17 protein-coding genes and 2 pseudogenes are annotated in these 16831 nt (G+C 30.8%); 8 read left to right on the top strand and 11 right to left on the bottom strand.

Annotated features, from left to right (window positions below):
* Nucleotides 1–3: 3 nt before the first annotated feature.
* Both DSQ20_RS00100 and DSQ20_RS00095 read right to left on the bottom strand, forming a co-directional pair.
* A complete protein-coding gene (locus tag DSQ20_RS00100) occupies nt 4–447 on the bottom strand; it encodes a cyclic nucleotide-binding/CBS domain-containing protein (RefSeq protein ID WP_048110591.1) in 444 nt (147 codons plus the stop codon).
* Nucleotides 448–518: 71 nt separating this feature from the next.
* Complete coding sequence (locus tag DSQ20_RS00095) at nt 519–941, bottom strand: universal stress protein (protein ID WP_179365567.1); 423 nt, start codon at nt 939–941, stop codon at nt 519–521.
* Between the two features lie 114 nt (nt 942–1055).
* On the opposite strand from DSQ20_RS00095, the gene DSQ20_RS00090 reads away from it, so the two are divergent.
* Nucleotides 1056–1517, top strand: coding sequence for a CBS domain-containing protein (locus tag DSQ20_RS00090; protein ID WP_048110587.1), 462 nt, complete (start codon nt 1056–1058; stop codon nt 1515–1517).
* On the opposite strand, the gene DSQ20_RS00085 is transcribed toward DSQ20_RS00090, so the two are convergent.
* A complete protein-coding gene (locus tag DSQ20_RS00085; RefSeq protein WP_179365566.1) occupies nt 1518–1898 on the bottom strand; it encodes a CrcB family protein in 381 nt (126 codons plus the stop codon). It abuts the gene before it with no gap.
* A gap of 131 nt (nt 1899–2029) precedes the next feature.
* Between DSQ20_RS00085 and DSQ20_RS00080 the strand changes: the two genes are divergently transcribed.
* Together DSQ20_RS00080 and DSQ20_RS00075 are read left to right on the top strand one after the other, a co-directional pair.
* The gene (locus DSQ20_RS00080) at nt 2030–2224 is read left to right on the top strand and encodes a DUF1059 domain-containing protein (RefSeq protein ID WP_048110180.1); all 195 of its coding nucleotides are present in this window, start codon (nt 2030–2032) and stop codon (nt 2222–2224) included.
* A 174-nt stretch (nt 2225–2398) separates the two neighbouring features.
* A complete protein-coding gene (locus DSQ20_RS00075; RefSeq protein ID WP_179365565.1) occupies nt 2399–3319 on the top strand; it encodes a transcription initiation factor IIB family protein in 921 nt (306 codons plus the stop codon).
* 27 nt (nt 3320–3346) lie between these two features.
* Here DSQ20_RS00075 and DSQ20_RS00070 read toward each other — a convergent pair whose 3' ends face one another.
* Genes DSQ20_RS00070 through hsp20 form a run of 3 tightly spaced genes read right to left on the bottom strand, consistent with a single transcriptional unit; the run spans nt 3347 to nt 6263 of the window.
* On the bottom strand, nt 3347–3565 hold the full coding sequence (locus tag DSQ20_RS00070; protein WP_048110178.1) for a hypothetical protein: 219 nt from the start codon (nt 3563–3565) through the stop codon (nt 3347–3349).
* 30 nt (nt 3566–3595) lie between these two features.
* The gene (locus DSQ20_RS00065) at nt 3596–5740 is read right to left on the bottom strand and encodes a CDC48 family AAA ATPase (protein WP_179365564.1); all 2145 of its coding nucleotides are present in this window, start codon (nt 5738–5740) and stop codon (nt 3596–3598) included.
* Between the two features lie 25 nt (nt 5741–5765).
* Nucleotides 5766–6263, bottom strand: coding sequence for an archaeal heat shock protein Hsp20 (hsp20, locus tag DSQ20_RS00060; protein ID WP_179365563.1), 498 nt, complete (start codon nt 6261–6263; stop codon nt 5766–5768).
* Between the two features lie 120 nt (nt 6264–6383).
* On the opposite strand from hsp20, the gene DSQ20_RS00055 reads away from it, so the two are divergent.
* Together DSQ20_RS00055 and DSQ20_RS10970 are read left to right on the top strand one after the other, a co-directional pair.
* Nucleotides 6384–7037, top strand: coding sequence for an ACT domain-containing protein (locus DSQ20_RS00055; protein ID WP_007551693.1), 654 nt, complete (start codon nt 6384–6386; stop codon nt 7035–7037).
* A gap of 76 nt (nt 7038–7113) precedes the next feature.
* Nucleotides 7114–8470, top strand: a pseudogene (locus DSQ20_RS10970) (NAD(P)/FAD-dependent oxidoreductase).
* Between the two features lie 137 nt (nt 8471–8607).
* On the opposite strand, the pseudogene DSQ20_RS10450 reads toward DSQ20_RS10970, so the two are convergent.
* Together DSQ20_RS10450 and DSQ20_RS00035 are read right to left on the bottom strand one after the other, a co-directional pair.
* Nucleotides 8608–9354: pseudogene (locus tag DSQ20_RS10450) on the bottom strand (DUF4344 domain-containing metallopeptidase).
* A 262-nt stretch (nt 9355–9616) separates the two neighbouring features.
* Entirely contained in the window at nt 9617–11146 is a 1530-nt protein-coding gene (locus DSQ20_RS00035) for a peptidylprolyl isomerase (protein ID WP_179365561.1), read from the bottom strand.
* A 73-nt stretch (nt 11147–11219) separates the two neighbouring features.
* Between DSQ20_RS00035 and DSQ20_RS00030 the strand changes: the two genes are divergently transcribed.
* Nucleotides 11220–11711: a hypothetical protein gene (locus tag DSQ20_RS00030; RefSeq protein ID WP_007551690.1), complete on the top strand. Its 492-nt coding sequence runs from the start codon at nt 11220–11222 to the stop codon at nt 11709–11711.
* Between the two features lies 1 nt (nt 11712).
* Nucleotides 11713–12429, top strand: a complete 717-nt coding sequence (gene cbiE / locus DSQ20_RS00025) for a precorrin-6y C5,15-methyltransferase (decarboxylating) subunit CbiE (protein ID WP_179365560.1) — start codon at nt 11713–11715, stop codon at nt 12427–12429.
* A gap of 4 nt (nt 12430–12433) precedes the next feature.
* On the opposite strand, the gene DSQ20_RS00020 is transcribed toward cbiE, so the two are convergent.
* Together DSQ20_RS00020 and DSQ20_RS00015 are read right to left on the bottom strand one after the other, a co-directional pair.
* Nucleotides 12434–13360: a hypothetical protein gene (locus tag DSQ20_RS00020; protein WP_179365559.1), complete on the bottom strand. Its 927-nt coding sequence runs from the start codon at nt 13358–13360 to the stop codon at nt 12434–12436.
* Between the two features lie 83 nt (nt 13361–13443).
* The gene (locus tag DSQ20_RS00015) at nt 13444–13944 is read right to left on the bottom strand and encodes a stage II sporulation protein M (protein ID WP_179366272.1); all 501 of its coding nucleotides are present in this window, start codon (nt 13942–13944) and stop codon (nt 13444–13446) included.
* A gap of 114 nt (nt 13945–14058) precedes the next feature.
* Here DSQ20_RS00015 and DSQ20_RS00010 point away from each other — a divergent pair, with 114 nt between their 5' ends.
* Nucleotides 14059–15507: a DNA-directed DNA polymerase II small subunit gene (locus DSQ20_RS00010; protein ID WP_179365558.1), complete on the top strand. Its 1449-nt coding sequence runs from the start codon at nt 14059–14061 to the stop codon at nt 15505–15507.
* Here DSQ20_RS00010 and DSQ20_RS00005 read toward each other — a convergent pair.
* Nucleotides 15484–16686 carry a Cdc6/Cdc18 family protein gene (locus DSQ20_RS00005; protein ID WP_179365557.1) on the bottom strand — a complete coding sequence of 401 codons (1203 nt, stop codon included), beginning with the start codon at nt 16684–16686 and terminating at the stop codon, nt 15484–15486. The two genes, DSQ20_RS00010 and DSQ20_RS00005, sit on opposite strands and share 24 nt — an antisense overlap.
* Nucleotides 16687–16831 lie beyond the last annotated feature (145 nt).

Genomic DNA, 16831 nt, shown 5'->3' with positions numbered 1-16831 from the left:
AACTCAAAAATTCTCTTTTTCCATTCTAGTAATAATTTGATCACATATTCTCCTCATTTCTGAATCAGAACCAACACTACAAATTTTTACTAAATCTGTAGTTGTAACAATTCCAATAATGTGGTTATCTTTTTTGACAGGTAATTTGTGAATATTATTTATTTTCATAATTTGGGCAGCTTCCCATACTGTTTCATTTGAGTCTATTTCAATCAACGGTGAAGACATTACTTCTTCTAATACTGTAGATAGTGGTTTTTCTTTAGCAGTTATGCGTTTAACGAAATCTCTTTCGGTTAAAATTCCTACAGGTAACTGATTTTTAGTTACAATTATGCAACCAATGTTCTTTTCATCCATTAATTTTGCAGCATCTTTAATTGAAGTAGACACGTCTAGTGTGGCTAAATCATTAATCATTACATCTTTTACAAATGTATGTGCCATGTTATTTTCTATGATTTTCTTTTTATAAATAAGATCCTTATTTTCATGCAAGAAAGTAACTGAATAATTGATTATTTTACAATTAACACTGGAATTTTTGATTTGTGTAAAACATAATTGGATGTACTTCCTAAAAAAGCCTCTTTAATAGAACTCATTCCTCTAGATCCGATAACAATAATATCATATGCTTTGTTCTCTGCGTAGTTTATGATTTTTGGCCCTTCGTCACCATAAGCAATATCATCATCAAAAAGAATGCCATTTTGTCCACAACGTATTTTCGCTTTTGACATAAATTTTGAAGCGTTATTTAGTAAATATTTTTCCAGGTAAGAAATTTGTGAATCTGTTAAGGGTTTTGCTATTGGAATTACATACAATCCTGTAATTGTTGCATGACATTGTCTTGCAAGATAAATTGCCTCATCCAATCCCCTCATAGAATTTTTAGAACCATCAATAGGAACAAGTATTTTTTTAATATCTTTCATAATTAACTTATAAAAGAACTGAAATTAAGAGTATCACAACATTATCGAGTTTGATTTTCAACTATGAAATTGTACATAGCCACTATATACAGAAAATTCAATAATAATTTGAAAATGACTGATGCAGATAAAATTACGGTTAGAGACATTATGACAAAATCGGTGATTGCAGTAGATTCTACAATTACTGTAAACGAAGCAGCAAAATTAATGGAAGATGTGAAAGTGGGAGCTATCATAGTTATGGAAAATAATACACCTGTAGGAATAATTACAGATAGAGATTTTGCAGTAAAGATTGTAGCTCATGCTTATCAAATTACAACTCCAGTAAAACAGATTATGTCAACTCCTCTAATTGCAATAGGTCCTGATGAATCAGTGTGGATGGTAGCTGATCTAATGTATACTAGAGGTATTCGTAAACTACCAATTATAGAAGATGATAAAGTTATAGGAATTATCACTGCTACAGATCTAGTAAATCGTCTTGCAATATCAACAGATGAAGATATTAGAAAAATGTATCATGAATCAGTGATCAAAGTTTACAAACAATATAGCCCATACAATTGATTAACCATTTACTATAATAGACATTAATGATCTTCCACCAACTAATGCACCAATAGATAAACCAACATTTGCAACAAGATTAATAGCTAAAGTACCATAATGATGATTATCAAACAGATTACTAGAATCTAACGCAAAAGATGACATTGTAGTAAGTGAACCACAGAAACCTACTGCAGCTAGGAGTGAATATCTCCCATCAAGATTCCACTGTTCTGATATAACGATAAACATGCCTAAGACAAATGCTCCAATAATATTAACAATCAAAACATTAAGAGGTAATGTATTAAACAGCAGTGGTGATTCTGTTATTTTATATCTTAGAAAAGCTCCAAGCACGGATCCGACTGCTAAAAATACAAATTCTAAACCTTTCATGTACCTCTAATTTTTAGATTATTAGATATAATTAGTGTGAAAGTTGATTTTTCATCCAATTAAGACAGTAATTTGTTATTCTGAATGCTAAACTGAGGATTTTTATAGCTTTGATAATTTTTGCACAATGAATGACGCTGAAACTAAGATGTCAAGATTATGGATTTGAGTGTGAATTCGTTTTGGATGGAGAGAAAAACATCACACTCCTTGAAAAACTACGACAACATTTTGAAGAGGAACATGGTATCGAGTATACTACTGAAGCAATAACTCAAATGATTGTTAATCGTGGTCACTCTTTAGAATCTATACGAAAAGAATAGTCTCTAATTTTTAAAAAATTTATTTTTAACATTTATTAAAAAGTATTTTCTATAGCAAATAGAATTTATTCTAAACAAAATTAGAGGAATTTTTTGAAGTTAAAATTGTCTTTTTGTATTAAAATTACCTGTTTCAATTTATTTTTATTTTATGAATGCCTATTATACATAACAGTGTTAGAAGATTATTCAAATAATTATGATGTCAAGTGTAAACTAGACACTTGCAAAACCTATCCCATAATTACTGATTCAGAAAGAGGTGAAATGTTTTGTGGGGGATGCGGTATTGTTCTAGTGCAAAACATATCTGATACTTCAAATGAAGGAAACGGGTATGGCCAAGAAGATTTTTTAAAATTATCAAGAACTGGTCCTGCAACATCATTAACTATGTATGACAGAGGATTATCAAGTGTAATTGGAGCAAACAAAGACTCTTCAGGTAATACCTTATCAAATAAAACAAAATATGACTTTAAGAGACTTCGTACATGGGATCAAAGAAGCAAATCTAGATCAACTGTCTCACTAAGCAAAGCTTTTACTATATTAAATGGAATGAAGACAAAATTAGGAATACCAGATAGTGTAGTTGAAAATGCAGCTTATATTTATAGAAAAATTTCAAATGCCAAACTAACTAGGGGTAGAACTATGGCTTCATTAGTTTCTGCGTCTTTGTATGCAGCATGTAGAGAAAATAACATTCCTAGAACATTAGATGATATTGCAATTGCTGGAAATACAGAGAGAAGAATCTTATCAAGAGATTTGAGAACGATTATCAAAAAACTAGGATTAAATCTAAATCAATATGATACATCATCGTTTATTTCTAAAATTTCAAATAATATGAATTTGAAAGAAAAAACAAAACGGGATGCGTTTGATATCTTAAAACGTTGTGAAATAAAAGAAATTACTGCAGGTAAACATCCTGTAGCACAAGCAGCCGCTTCTCTGTATATTTCATGTATAATTAATAATGAGAAAATTAGTCAGAAGAAATTTGCAGAGGCATCTGGAGTAAGTGATGTTACCATAAGAAATAGAGTTGTCTTAATTAAAAAAACATTAAAAATAATGGAATAAAAATAGACTATTAATTAAAAAATTTATTTATTTAAAGAAATCAAACTCTTGATCTCTTTTTTGTTTAGGTAGATCTTCCATAACTGCTTGTACGACCTCATTATGATTATACGTGAGGTGTCGTAAAAATTTTGCAGACTCGTCAGCTCTTTTCTTTGCATCCGCAAATAGCATTTCAGGACTACTTAATTCAGCCATCATTGTATTACATTCTTGGCATGGATTAAAGTCAAGATATAGCTTCATTGATTTGTATGATCTCCCTTAGTATTTAGACTATTTTATGGATTGTGAAATAGGAACATCTCTTCCAGGCTTTACCTTATTGATTGAATCGAGTAGATCTTCTTGTGATATCTTGATTTCTTTTACATTCTTTGATTTTCCATTCACATATCTCTTTAAAGCAGTAATTGCTGCTCTATTTGCTACAGCTGCAATTTCTGCACCACTAAAACCATCTGTTAATTCCACTAGTTTTGCAATACTTACATCACTAGCGAGGGGTTTCTTTTTGGTGTGAATCTCAAAGATATGTTGTCTTCCTTTTGAGTCAGGGGTTGGAACTTCTATGATTCTATCAAATCTTCCAGGCCTTAGTAATGCTTCGTCTATTATATCTAATCGGTTTGTTGCACCAATGATCAATACATTGTGTAATTCTTCAAGTCCATCAATTTCAGTTAAAATTTGTGAGACTACATTTTCTGTAACATGTGAGCTCGAATCTCCACTTCCTCTTCGTGGTACAAGTGCATCAACTTCATCTAAGAAGATAATACATGGCGCTGCTTGTCGTGCTTTCCTGAAAATTTCTCTAACTCCTTTTTCAGATTCGCCAACCCATTTTGAAAGGAGTTCAGGACCTTTAATGCTGATAAAGTTTGATTCAGTCATTTTAGCAAGTGCTTTTGCAATCAAAGTCTTTCCTGTTCCAGGTGGACCATGAAGTAGAATTCCCTTTGGACTTTCTACATTAACATAATCAAACGCTTCTTTGTATTTCATAGGCCATTCAACTGCCTCTAAAAGTTCTTCTTTTAGTTTATCTAAACCACCAACATCATCCCAACTAACATCTGGAATTTGGACTTGTACTTCTCTAAGTGCACTTGGCCTAACTTCTTTTAATGCATCTCTGAAATCTTCGCTTGTGATTTTTATTTTTTGAAGAATTTCAGATGAAATTTTTTCTTCATCAAGATCAATATCAGGAAGAATTCTTCGAAGAGATCTCATTGCAGCTTCTTTGGATAATACTTCTAAATCAGCTCCTACAAATCCATGTGTAATTTTTGAAATTTGTTTAAGATCTACTTTTTCATCAATTGGCATTCCACGTGTATGAATTGAAAGAATGTCAAACCTACCTTCAGTATCTGGAATTCCAATTTCTATCTCTCTATCAAATCTGCCTGGCCTTCTAAGTGCTGGATCTATAGAATCTGGTCTGTTAGTAGCTGCAATAACTACTACTTTTCCTCTAGATTTCATTCCATCCATTAATGTCAATAGTTGTGAAACTATTCTTTTCTCTACTTCACCAGACACTTCATCTCTTTTTGGAGCAATAGAATCAATCTCATCTATGAAGATTATACTAGGTGCATTTTCCTCAGCCTGTGAGAAAATTTCTCTAATTTTTTCTTCACTTTCTCCATAATATTTTCCCATAATCTCTGGACCACTAAGTGAAATGAAATGAGCGTTTGTTTCTCCAGCTACGGCTTTTGCAAGTAAAGTCTTTCCTGTTCCAGGTGGACCGTATAGCAATACACCTTTTGGTGCTTCTACGCCTATTTTTTCAAATAATTCAGGATGCCTCATTGGCAGTTCTACCATTTCACGAATTTTTCTAACTTCGTTTTTTAAACCACCTAATTCATCATAAGTTATTCTTGGTACATTAGTGTCAACTGCTTTTGTCATAGAACCGAGTTTGAATATTGTACTTTCTGTTACAATTACTGGTTTTGATGGTTTTGTACTAGTTATAATAAATTGAATTTTTCCTCCCATTTGAGTTGGAAGTTGAATTGAATCATGAACTGTAAATACATGATTTTGAAAATTTGTAATCATAACATCATGTAATTGTTCTTCATCAATAGCTAATTTTTCAGTTGGAGATAAAGTAATTTGTTCTGCGTCTGCAGCTTCTACTGATTTTATAGAAATTTTATCACCAATTCCAGCTCCAATATTTTGTCTAGTCATTCCATCAATTTTGATAACACTAGTACCATATTCTTCAGTTGAACCAGGCCAAAGTTTTACATGTGTTTTTTTATTATATGTTAATTCTAAGATTTGTCCTGGTTTCCATTTAGTTTCTTCAATAATTTTAGGATCAACTATAGCTCTTCCTCTACCAATATGTTGTTGTGGAATTTCAACAATTTTTAAAATAATTTCATCCATATTTTTCTCCAAAATTTAGGGAGGTTTATTCAACCTCCACTTTTTTGCCTTTTGGTTTTGTATCTTCAATCAATTTGAAGACAAGTTCAAGAATTCCATTTTTGTATGAAGCTTTGGCAGAGTTTTCATCAACTTTATGGTTGATTGGAACTTTTGTATGGTATTTCTTTTCACCATGTTCTGCAGAAATATCTACTAATTTGTCTTGGACCAAAATTTTAACATCTGTCTTTTCAACTCCCGGCATTTCTGCTACAAGTTTCACTTGTTTTTCTTTTTCATCGACAATTACATCTACAATTGGTTCTCTATTATCAGATGTAGGAAGTAATCCTGGTTTTACGTTTCCATATTCTTTTAGAACCGGTTTTCCATTAGGACCAACGGTCATTGTATAACCATAATAAATTGGGCCAGTATTGGAATCACTTTTCTTGAATTCTTCAAATATGTCATCTATATCAAAAAATGAGCCTGACATTCTCTTGAAGATTCTATCAAATTCATCATCAAACATTGTCATATTTATCTACTGTATGTAATATACATTACATTATATAAATATTATGTATTATTTTGTAATATATTACATAATATTATTATATCTGACATAGTATAATTATGCCTGATGAGAAATTCAAGTATGTCTATACCTGAATTAGTTAGGGAGATTATTACTAGAAATCGTTCAATTTATGATTGCATGAAAATGGATTTGATTAATTATACAGCATTAGCTGTGAAGATTCAACCCGAGATTGAAAGAATTTTGGGCAGTACTGTAAATCTCAATACTATTGTAGTTGCTATAAAACGATATGCAGATTCGTTTGAAATTAAAGAGAATATCAGGGATGAGAGTGTTTTGAAGAATGCAAGGCTTTCGTTAACAGATGGAATCATGGATATCAAATTTTCTATGAAAGATTTTGCCGAAATGGATACAATGTCAATTTTAGATAAATTCTCAAAAATTACTAATAATTATGAATTTTTTAGGATGTCTGATTCATTTAGATTCCTTACAGAGGATATAGAAAGTATAAGGCAAATTTTTGAAAACGTACCAAATAATGAAAGTATGTTTAGTACCGGTCTTGCAAAGATTAGAATTTCAATTCCAAGTAATCAAAATCAATCAGATGTGGTATCTTATGTTGCAGAGATCTTACATGATAATGGAATAGAACTTGTAAATGCATTTTTCAGTCAAGAGAGTATAATTATAATTCTAAATGAAAAAGATGCCTCAAGGGCATATGAAATACTTCACTCAGACATAGTCAAAATTTCATAAATTCAAAAAATAGTAATAAATTACCAGAATATTTGATCTCATAGGATATATTCAGTAATTTTCTGGTATAGGGTAATTGGCTAAAAATAAGAAGAAAGTAGTAATTTTAGGAGGGGGATTTGCTGGAGTAGAGTGTGCTAGACAGTTAGAGTCATTTTTTAAAAATAATTCCGAAGTTGAATTAGTAATGGTGAGTGAGGATAATTTCTTATTATTTACTCCAATGTTGCCTCAGGTAGCATCAGGCATTATTGAAACAAGACATATCGTAATGCCTATCAGAGCAATTTGTAAAAAGACTAAATTTTATGAAGGTAGAATAAAAATGTAGATCCATTTGGAAAACTGGTAACATTGTGGGGCACGGGTGAAAAACGTGGTGTTTCAATTTATTATGATTATCTAGTAGTTGCATTAGGTAGTGAAACCAATTTTTTTGGAATGGCAGATGTTGAAAAAAATGCCTATACAATGAAGACACTCAATGATGCAGTTGTTTTAAGAAACAGAGTCGTAGATATGCTTGAACAAGCTGATAATGAAACTGATACTATTCTTCGTGATAGTCTTTTAACATTTGTAATTGTGGGGGAGGATTTGCTGGAATTGAAACTGCTGGAGAATTATTAGATTTATTATTAGATGCACGAAAACATTACCCTACAATTCACAAAGACGATATTCGTGTTATAGTTTTAGAAGCTCTTCCAATGATTCTTCCCGGCTTTAATGAAAAATTAGCAGATTTTGCAAAAGAAAAAATGATTCAAAGAGGAATTGAGATTAAACTTCGTATGGCAGTAACAAGTTTTGATGGAACTGAGGTCTCTGTAAAATCATTAGATGAAAACCCAAAAGACTCAGTAGACGAATCAAAGATTAATGGAATTAGAACTAAAACATTGATTTGGACTGCAGGTGTAACACCTGTAAATACAATAAAAAGATCAATGTTCAAAACAGATAAGGGAAAAATTATTGTAAATGATTTTCTTGAAGTTCCAGAATTTCCAGGAGTTTTTGCAATTGGAGATTGTGCATTATTTATGGATCCACAAACAAATAGACCATTTGCTCCTACTGCACAAATTGCCGAAGCACAAGCTAAGATTGCTGCACATAATCTAAATGCCTTAATTAAAAATTCAGAGAAGGAAAAATTTGTTTATCATTCAAAGGGACAAATGGCAATAATTGGAAAAAGAACTGGAATTGCAACATTTCTAGGCATGAATATTTCGGGATTTTTAGCTTGGCTTATTTGGAGAAATGTCTATCTATCAAAAATTCCATCACCTGATAAAAAAGTCAGAATTTTTTTAGATTGGATAATAGACTTGTTTTATGATAGAGATATTTCAAGACTAAAACTTTTGAAACGTGAAACAGAAAAAGAATACAAGGTTCTTGATGAAGTAGATGATGTTTGGTAAAAAGAGACTGTTCATCTCTAATAGATGAATATATTGATTAGATCATCTAACTGATCTATCAAATTGGTAATGGAGATAGTTTCCAAATCAAATATGAATTTAAGGATAATGGAATATATGTTAAAATCTAATTTTTCTTAGTTTTTGTAATATCTTGAAAGTATAGTATTCCAGCTGTTTTCCATTAATGAGTATTCATAAGGACAATTTTCAGATCTCTCTACAGGCAACCATCCATCTGTAATCAAATCTTGATTATATTCTGGATTTTGACCATACGCATAACAAGAAATATTGTAAAATCTTTGAATATCTAAATTATGAACATCCCAATAATAGGATTATTCGTATAGTTCAGTTTGAATTAGAAACCAAGTACCAACATTGTACAAAATATCATGACCAATCATTCCTTCATACTCATCTATGTCCTCACTGAGTAGCATGAATATAGTAGCAAATTGATCTGCAGCATTTTCCTCAAGACCTGTAATAGGTAAACCATACATGTCAATCAAAGCATGACCAAGTTCATGATAAAAGAAAAAATCGATTACATTAATAGTCATGGTAGAAATATCTGACTCTGTTATATTACCATCTTTCATCTCAATTTCATAATATTGTAAAAAATCAGCATAAATAGAATCTACAAATTCGTAGCAGATTATGATCTTTTTTGACTCCCAATCATAAAATGCATTTGCTTCACCACATTCCATTAATTGAATTTCAATATCTTGAGGTAAAACAAAAATTTCGTTTAGATAGTCTACATTTACTTCAAAGTATTGAGAATTTATTATAAATTCTCTTGCAGAATAATCATAAATGGAATTAGGATTAGAATAATATGTGACGTAAAAATCACCATTATCCTCCATTGTTTTATTTGGAGAATACACTTGAATGATATTATTTTGGATCATAAATTGTAAGGCATTGATAAATTCAGTATCAGTTACTTGATCATTTGCCCAAAACTTGGCAGTGTTTTTTATCCAAGATGGGATAAATGATTCTTCTGCAGATACATTGACAAAAAATCCTAGAATTATTCCAATTGTAAAAATCAAAATAATAACAACTGTGAATTGAGTTTTCATAGATGCTGTAAAGTGTGCAAATTCTTAAGGATTTATGAAATTAAAATTTCTTTCTAATTTTATGAATTATAATAATTGGAGCTACAAAGTACATTCCAAAATTTAATGCGATGACCGATATTCCCAGTCCCAGAACTTCAGCTTCAGAATCAGCTAATGTCATAATTGAAAGAGTTGATAACATTGGAGTAATAATCAATTTAACTATCTCTTTGAATACGGGAGATTCTCTTTCCCAGTCTGCTACAATAGGACTGAAAGAATAGTAAAATTGGTTAAATCCAATCATAAATGTAGTTCCAGATTGAGTTGGAAGAATAGTATTATCTCTTATTTCTCTTAGTTGTTGAATTTGAGGAGCTAATTCTGAGCCATATGCTGCAGTAGCAATTAGACATGCACCACCTTCTTTTTCATTTTGAGAAGTAATGTTAGCTTGTTCAGAAATTATTTTGAATGTATTTGAAAATTTTTCAAATATGTGATATTGTTGATTGAAATATTTCTGGTCATTGTAATAAGTCAATGTAATATATTTTTCATCGGTTGGAAAAATTATTTGTTTAATTTCTCCTGTAAAAATTAGATTTTGTGTACGTATATCTTGAAGTCTATCTACAGCATAAGCTTGTAGACCATTAAAATCTATCATTTCTTTTGATAAGATTTCAATTTGATTGGAATTAACACCGTCTTGTAAAAAATTATCATACTCATTAATTTTTTGTTCAAAAGACTTTTGTCCTTTTTCTTCCATAATAATATTTATGATAGGTGGAATTAATCCAAGTTTTTGACCTGTTATTGTAAGTAAAGGTTCATTTGGATTTTGTTGATCTTGAACAAACCAACTTATAGGAATAGAAAAAGCAACACCAAGTTTTTTATTTTCATAATCGATATAATCTGGAGTTTCAATTATGTGAATTATTCTTTCAGGATCATTAAGTTCAAGTAAATTTAATACTTTTGAACGATCAACAATCTCTACTTTTGTGATTTTTACTTGCTCAATATCAACTGGAATATCTTTAGTTTTTGTTTCAACAGATGCAATTTTATCAATTGTGTCAAAACTTTCTTGAGTAACAATTCTTCCAAAAACTGTATACAATTCATCCAGATTATTCCAATCTTCAATGTTAGGTTGATTAGGTTTATCGCTAAGAACTATGAAAAATTGTGAACCAGCGCTATCTACGTGAATGGAACGAGCCATAGAAACAATTCCACGGTTGTGTTTGATTGTATTAAATTCAGCATTTACAGAATAACCTGGTCCTCCAGTTCCCCAAGTATTTTGATCTCCACCTTTTGTGTTTGGATCACCACCCTGAATCATAAATCCTGGAATTATTCTGTGAAAAATAGTACCATCATAAAATCCATCTTCTGCTAATTTAATAAAATTCTGAACGTGATTAGGAGCATCGTTTGGGAATAATTCGATTACAATATTACCAAGGTTAGTATGCAAAATTACTAATTTATCATCTGATTGTGCAAATGATTGATTTCCTAAATTAATTAAAAGTAATGATAATGAAATTATAATAAGAATTTTTTTCAACAAGCCATTTCAAAATATCTTACATAAAAGCTAATTGTATTAGTTTTTAACAAAGTCTAATAAATTAAGCATATTGCAATCAGATGAAAAGATTCAAGCACATTTAGTTTCGGTATGGAGAGAGTCAAAGAATTTCTTTTCGATTGGTGGAAAAGAAGGAATGTTAGTATTAACTGATAAACATCTGATGTTTGTTCACAAAACAGAGGCTAAGATGAGATGGTGGCAAGCAATTAGACAAAGACAAGTAATTAGTTTTTTAAAATCGAAAAATACAATGATTCGTCATGATGGATATAATGAAAGTAATTTAATGGAAGACATAAAAAATAAAAAAAATATTCAAATGTCTTTTGATGATATTTTGAATATCTCACATGAAGAAAAGGAGTGGGGAAGTATCTTACTTTTAGAATATAAAAAAGATGGAAAACAGCAAAAATATCAATATTCAATTGCACAGGATTGGGTAAAATATCCAGTTAAAGAGCCTACAAAGTACATGAAAGTAGATTGGGAACCTTTTGTGCAATATATTAAAGACAGGCAGAAATTTACAAAGTAAATTGGGAAAAATTTATGCTGTAGGTGTAGGTCCAGGCTCGCCAAAATATGTTACGGAAGTTGTAAAAGAAATCATACAGAATTGTGACATAGTTATTGGATACAAATACACATTAAAAACAATTGAAGATTTGATTGTTGGTAAAGAGATTTATGAAATCACTATGAACAATCAAGAAGAATCATATCAAAAAATTTATTCAGTGCTAGATAATCGTTCGTTAGTTATTCCATTTACAGGTGATGTTAATTTTTCAGAGTCTGAGGTTGTAGATAGACTAATTGAGATTTTTGGTGATGTAGAAATTATTCCGGGTATTAGTTCAATTCAGGTTGCAGCATCAAAAGCTAAAGTCCCATTAGATAAATCCAAAGTAATTACAATGCATGTAACAACTTCAATTGAAGAAAAGAAACTTGAATTGCAAAAAGCATTAATTGATGGATATAATGTAGTTTTAGTTCCTAGACCATGGCCTAAACAACCCGACAAACACTTTATGCCATCAGAGATTGCAAAATATCTAAAAAATAACGGGTTTGATACAGAAAATATGAAAGTTCATGTTTTTGAAGCGCTTACTACTGAAAATGAGACTAGTTTTGTTGGAACTGTAAAGGATTTAGAAGGAAAAGAATTTTCAGATTTATCTGTAATGGTTTTCAATCAATTTGTTTTGGATTCCTATATGAATTACAAATGGCAATGGAAAAATTAATTTATTATTTTCCTTGCCCAAGAACAACATTACCTTCTATGGTTGGAAATACATATGCATTAAGTTCCATCCATTGATATTTTGGATCATATAATCTATAAAATCCAGCTTTATCTAGTGTAATGTTAGTTGATTCACCTGGTAATATTTCACCTGTTGAAATTCTGTTGTCAGCAGTAAATTGAACATAACGATCACTATTTTTTGTTCCACTTAGAATACTATGTGATACTATATCGTCATTTACAATAGTAATTGTTGTTCCTGGTTCAACTGAAATTCTATCTTGAGAAAAATATCTTAATCTTAATGAATCAATTGAGCTTTGAGTTTGTGATGCTTGTTGTTTAGTTCCTGCAAGATCAATGTATGTACCTATACCTTGAGTCGATGAACCTTTAGTTATATGAATTGTAATTTGTTTATCTATTTTCGATTCTGTTGTTTTAGGATCTGTTGCAGGTTTAATTTTTGTGAGTTCTGATAGTTTTGCCGTATAGATTATTTTATAATTATCATCATTAATTGTTATTCTTCCAGTAAAACCATAGATTGAAGCATTTTTACTTTCTTCAATTAATTTTCCAAAAAAACTAATCGATGCTTGATTACCAATATCACTATCAATAACTCCGTTAATTCTAATGTATTTACCTTCACGTAGCATTGTTGCTTTTAATTCAGTAATTAGAAAATCTTCATCATCTAAAGTAATGAATCCATCTTCAACTGACGATGCAATACTACTTCCAGTTTGTTTTTGGGTTGAAATTGCTAAATCAATTTCAGAAGTTTTAATCGTATTTTCTGTTACAGCGTATCCTGATCCTTCCAAAGTAAAAGCACTGTTTGGTGAAATTGCAAATGAATCACTAAAAGTAAATCCAGAAAAAACCAATAACACTAAAAATCCAAGAATAGTAGTATTCATACTATATTTCTCTTCTAATTTGGTTTATAATTTGCTACTAAATTATTTTAAGCTGATTAGATAAATCAATGGGTTTTTTCAAATTAAAATCCAGGAAGCGTGATGGATTCATCTTGAACTAATTTAATCATATAATACTCCAAATATCCACCTGCTAATAGAAGTCCTATCACTATTCCTATTTCTATTATAGTTGGTTTTAGAAATGGAATTAGGTTAGATTTTCTATATACTTCTTTAATCAATATGAAACTTCTAGAGGTAGCTAAAGAATAGGCAGTAAGTTCCATTATGCCAAATGGGGATAAAAAGAGAATTGCCAGTGGTGGGACTTTTGCTAATTCTGGAGAGATTGAAACTATTGCTGAAAAAGCAAATCCAGTTGACCAAGCTGAAAATAATCCCCATACTACTCCAAACCCAGGAATAAACATTGGTAATGAAATTGTAGAGTTATGAAGGAAGATCCCCATTGCATCGATATCTTTAACTAATTTTTCAAATTCAGTCATAAACGTAGTAGCTTCTTCTTCACTAACTGTAGACATTGAACCGATTTGATATGCAATTGTAAATAATCCCATAAATATGAAAAATGTGATTATTCTAATCTTAGACATATAATTTTTTATTGTAAACGATATTTGAGGGTTAGGTATGGGCGCAGATTTAATTAAACCAGAAAACATTCTTTGATATTGAAAAAAGAGCTATCAGTTGCTTTGAATTATGCTTTGAATAAAGGGTTTCAAATTCATCCAAATGCATTTAAGTTTCTTGAAAATGTAGATGTAAAAAAATTAGAGAAAATAATTAAAGAGATTGTTCGTGAAAAAACAAAACAAAAATCGTATCAGATTAATCAAGATGATTTAGAAGTTTATTTAGGAATTAAAGACGATCAAACTTTACAAAATGATCATAAGATACTCTTTGATCCAACATTAAGAATTACTACCGGAGAGGGAGTAAAAGGGTATAATGCGTTGTTTTCTAGCCGTTTTAACAAGTTAAAACGAATAATCTCAGATAGGCCTGAATCAAGGATGTTAAAATCAATTGCTTCAGTAAAGACTGCAAAAACTGATGATGATATGTATGTTTGCGGTCTTGTCACTAGTAGAAGTATAGAGAGAAACATAACAAAATTGGTTTTAGAAGATCCTTCAGGCTTGTTTGAGGGAATAGTTTTTGATAATGAATTACAAAAAACAGCAGGCTCATTACTTAATGACCAATTTATCATGGCTCGAATAGGTTTTGGTAAAAATGCTGGTTTTATCATAAAAGATTTGATTTCGCCTGATGTTCCTGATCAAACCTCAAACAGATCTGAAACTGAAACATATGCTGTTTTTCTTTCAGATCTACATATTGGTAGTAAGTACTTCATGGAAGAAGAATTTACAGAGTTTGTATCTTGGTTATCCAGTCCAGATTCAGTAGCAAGAAAAATTCGTTTTGTGTTAATTGGTGGAGATTTAGTAGATGGTGTTGGGATTTATCCAAATCAAGATAAAGAATTGGTTTGTCAGACTATTGAAGAGCAGTTAAAAAAAGTTGAAGAACTCATAAGTAAAATTCCTAGTTATATCAAAATATTCATTATGCCAGGAAATCATGATCCTGGTCGTAGGGCATTACCACAACCAGCAATTCCTAAAAAATACAATTCAGGATTATGGGAAAGAGAGAATGTCTTCATGGTTGGAAATCCTGCTGTAGTTTCTCTAAATGGAGTAAAGGTGATGATGTTTCATGGTCAAAGTATAGATGATATTGTAAAAACTACGCCTGGTCTAAGTTATGACAAACCTACTAAAGTAATGAAGCATCTTCTAAGAGCAAGACATCTAAGTCCAATTTATGGTAGTCAAACCCCAATAGCTCCAGAAATGGAAGACTTGATGGTAATTGACGATATTCCAGATATTTTCCATGTAGGACATGTGCATAGAGCCGAATTAGATATGTACAAAGGAATTCTTTTATTAAATTCTGGTTCTTGGCAAAAACAAACACCATTTCAAGCAAGTGTTGGAATGACCCCAAATCCAGGAATTGCACTTATGGTAAATTTGAAGACTTTCAAAGTCTATCATGAAAATTATAATTCAAATATTCTAAACAATATCTTGCAAAGTTAAATCGTCTTTGAAGGTTTTTTTAATCATTTCCGACGAGATTGTAAGTTTGTATTTTTTTGTTCTTCCATGTATTCCTTGATGAATTAGTCTGCCTGAGATAATTCCAGATAATTCAATTTCACTAAGCATTTGAGTAATTCGCCTTTGTGTTAGTTCGTCTCTTCCTACTATCTTACAAAGTCCTTTGTAAGATGAATAAATCTCGCCAGTTGATGAACCTCCGGCCTTCATAATTGCCAGGATTACAAGTTTTTCATGGAGGGGGTATGATTTTAGAGATGTTTCCTCTTTATTTTCTTCAATTTTTAGTGATGCCTCTCTAACATGATCTTGGGAAACTTTTTCTGATTGTTGCCTTTCAGCGATTTCACCTGCAACACGAATAAGATCAATTGCCCTTCTAGCATCTCCATGTTCACCACCTGCCAAGGCTGCACAAAGATTTAGTGCTGGATCTTCTACTGAATTAGGGATAAACGCCTCATCAATACGTTCTTCTAATATTTTTTTAATTTGTTCTACATTGTAGTTTGTAAAAACTACCTCTTCTTCACCTAAACTGCTAATTACTCTAGGATCAAGTTTTTCCTTAAATGTAAGGTCATTTGAAATTCCTACCAAAGTTAAAGAGCCTTGTTTTAGACGTTCGTTTGCTCTAGTAAGTTGATATAAGATATCTTTGCCTGTTTTTGAGACAAGTTGGGCTAGATAGTCAATTTCATCTATAACAAAAATAGCATTTATTTTAGATTCATCAATATTATTTAGAATTCTTTTGAAAACTTCACTAATTGCTAGGCCAGTTCCAGGTAGTTCTTTATCACTCATGCCTAACTGCCTTCCGAAACTTACTAACAAACCATAAAGTGTGGTTTCTTCTTTAGAGTTAGCATAGATGAGTTTTATTGGAAATTTTGATTTTTCTACTCTCTCCTGAATTTTATTTAATACTTTTTTAACTACAAGTGTCTTTCCAGTACCTGGTTTACCATAAACTAATAGATTAGATGGTCTTGAATGTTTAAGAATTGGTAGTAGTGATTGAGTAACTTGTTCTTGTTCAGAATTTCTATGTTGAATTGTATTTGGGATATATGTAAAATGAAGAATATCTCTATTTTTTATAATTGATTTTCCAGATTCAGCTGCATCAAGTAATCTATCAATTGGATCGGACATACTCACACACCTATGTTTCTACTCTTTAGTAACATAATGATATCTAGTATTAGAGAGTAAAGATAGGAATAGTTATTCTAATTTAGTTTGTAATTAATTATTTTTAGTTAGTTTTTAGATTTTCAATAAAAAAAATTAAAGAAAA

It is taken from the genome of Nitrosarchaeum sp. AC2, from assembly GCF_013407385.1.
Lineage (GTDB): Archaea > Thermoproteota > Nitrososphaeria > Nitrososphaerales > Nitrosopumilaceae > Nitrosarchaeum > Nitrosarchaeum koreense.
The sequence above is the reverse complement of the archived record's forward strand: the minus strand, read 5'-3'. Positions and strand labels throughout refer to the sequence as shown.

What these genes read in the sequence shown, in the direction of transcription:
- DSQ20_RS00020 (WP_179365559.1), bottom strand. Translation starts at nt 13,360, where the DNA reads ATGAATACTACTATTCTTGGATTTTTAGTGTTATTGGTTTTTTCTGGA.
- DSQ20_RS00065 (WP_179365564.1), bottom strand. Translation starts at nt 5,740, where the DNA reads ATGGATGAAATTATTTTAAAAATTGTTGAAATTCCACAACAACATATT.
- hsp20 (WP_179365563.1), bottom strand. Translation starts at nt 6,263, where the DNA reads ATGACAATGTTTGATGATGAATTTGATAGAATCTTCAAGAGAATGTCA.
- DSQ20_RS00085 (WP_179365566.1), bottom strand. Translation starts at nt 1,898, where the DNA reads ATGAAAGGTTTAGAATTTGTATTTTTAGCAGTCGGATCCGTGCTTGGA.
- DSQ20_RS00055 (WP_007551693.1), top strand. Translation starts at nt 6,384, where the DNA reads ATGTCTATACCTGAATTAGTTAGGGAGATTATTACTAGAAATCGTTCA.
- DSQ20_RS00005 (WP_179365557.1), bottom strand. Translation starts at nt 16,686, where the DNA reads ATGTCCGATCCAATTGATAGATTACTTGATGCAGCTGAATCTGGAAAA.
- DSQ20_RS00080 (WP_048110180.1), top strand. Translation starts at nt 2,030, where the DNA reads ATGACGCTGAAACTAAGATGTCAAGATTATGGATTTGAGTGTGAATTC.
- DSQ20_RS00095 (WP_179365567.1), bottom strand. Translation starts at nt 941, where the DNA reads ATGAAAGATATTAAAAAAATACTTGTTCCTATTGATGGTTCTAAAAAT.
- DSQ20_RS00100 (WP_048110591.1), bottom strand. Translation starts at nt 447, where the DNA reads ATGGCACATACATTTGTAAAAGATGTAATGATTAATGATTTAGCCACA.
- DSQ20_RS00070 (WP_048110178.1), bottom strand. Translation starts at nt 3,565, where the DNA reads ATGAAGCTATATCTTGACTTTAATCCATGCCAAGAATGTAATACAATG.
- DSQ20_RS00090 (WP_048110587.1), top strand. Translation starts at nt 1,056, where the DNA reads ATGACTGATGCAGATAAAATTACGGTTAGAGACATTATGACAAAATCG.
- DSQ20_RS00015 (WP_179366272.1), bottom strand. Translation starts at nt 13,944, where the DNA reads ATGGGATTATTTACAATTGCATATCAAATCGGTTCAATGTCTACAGTT.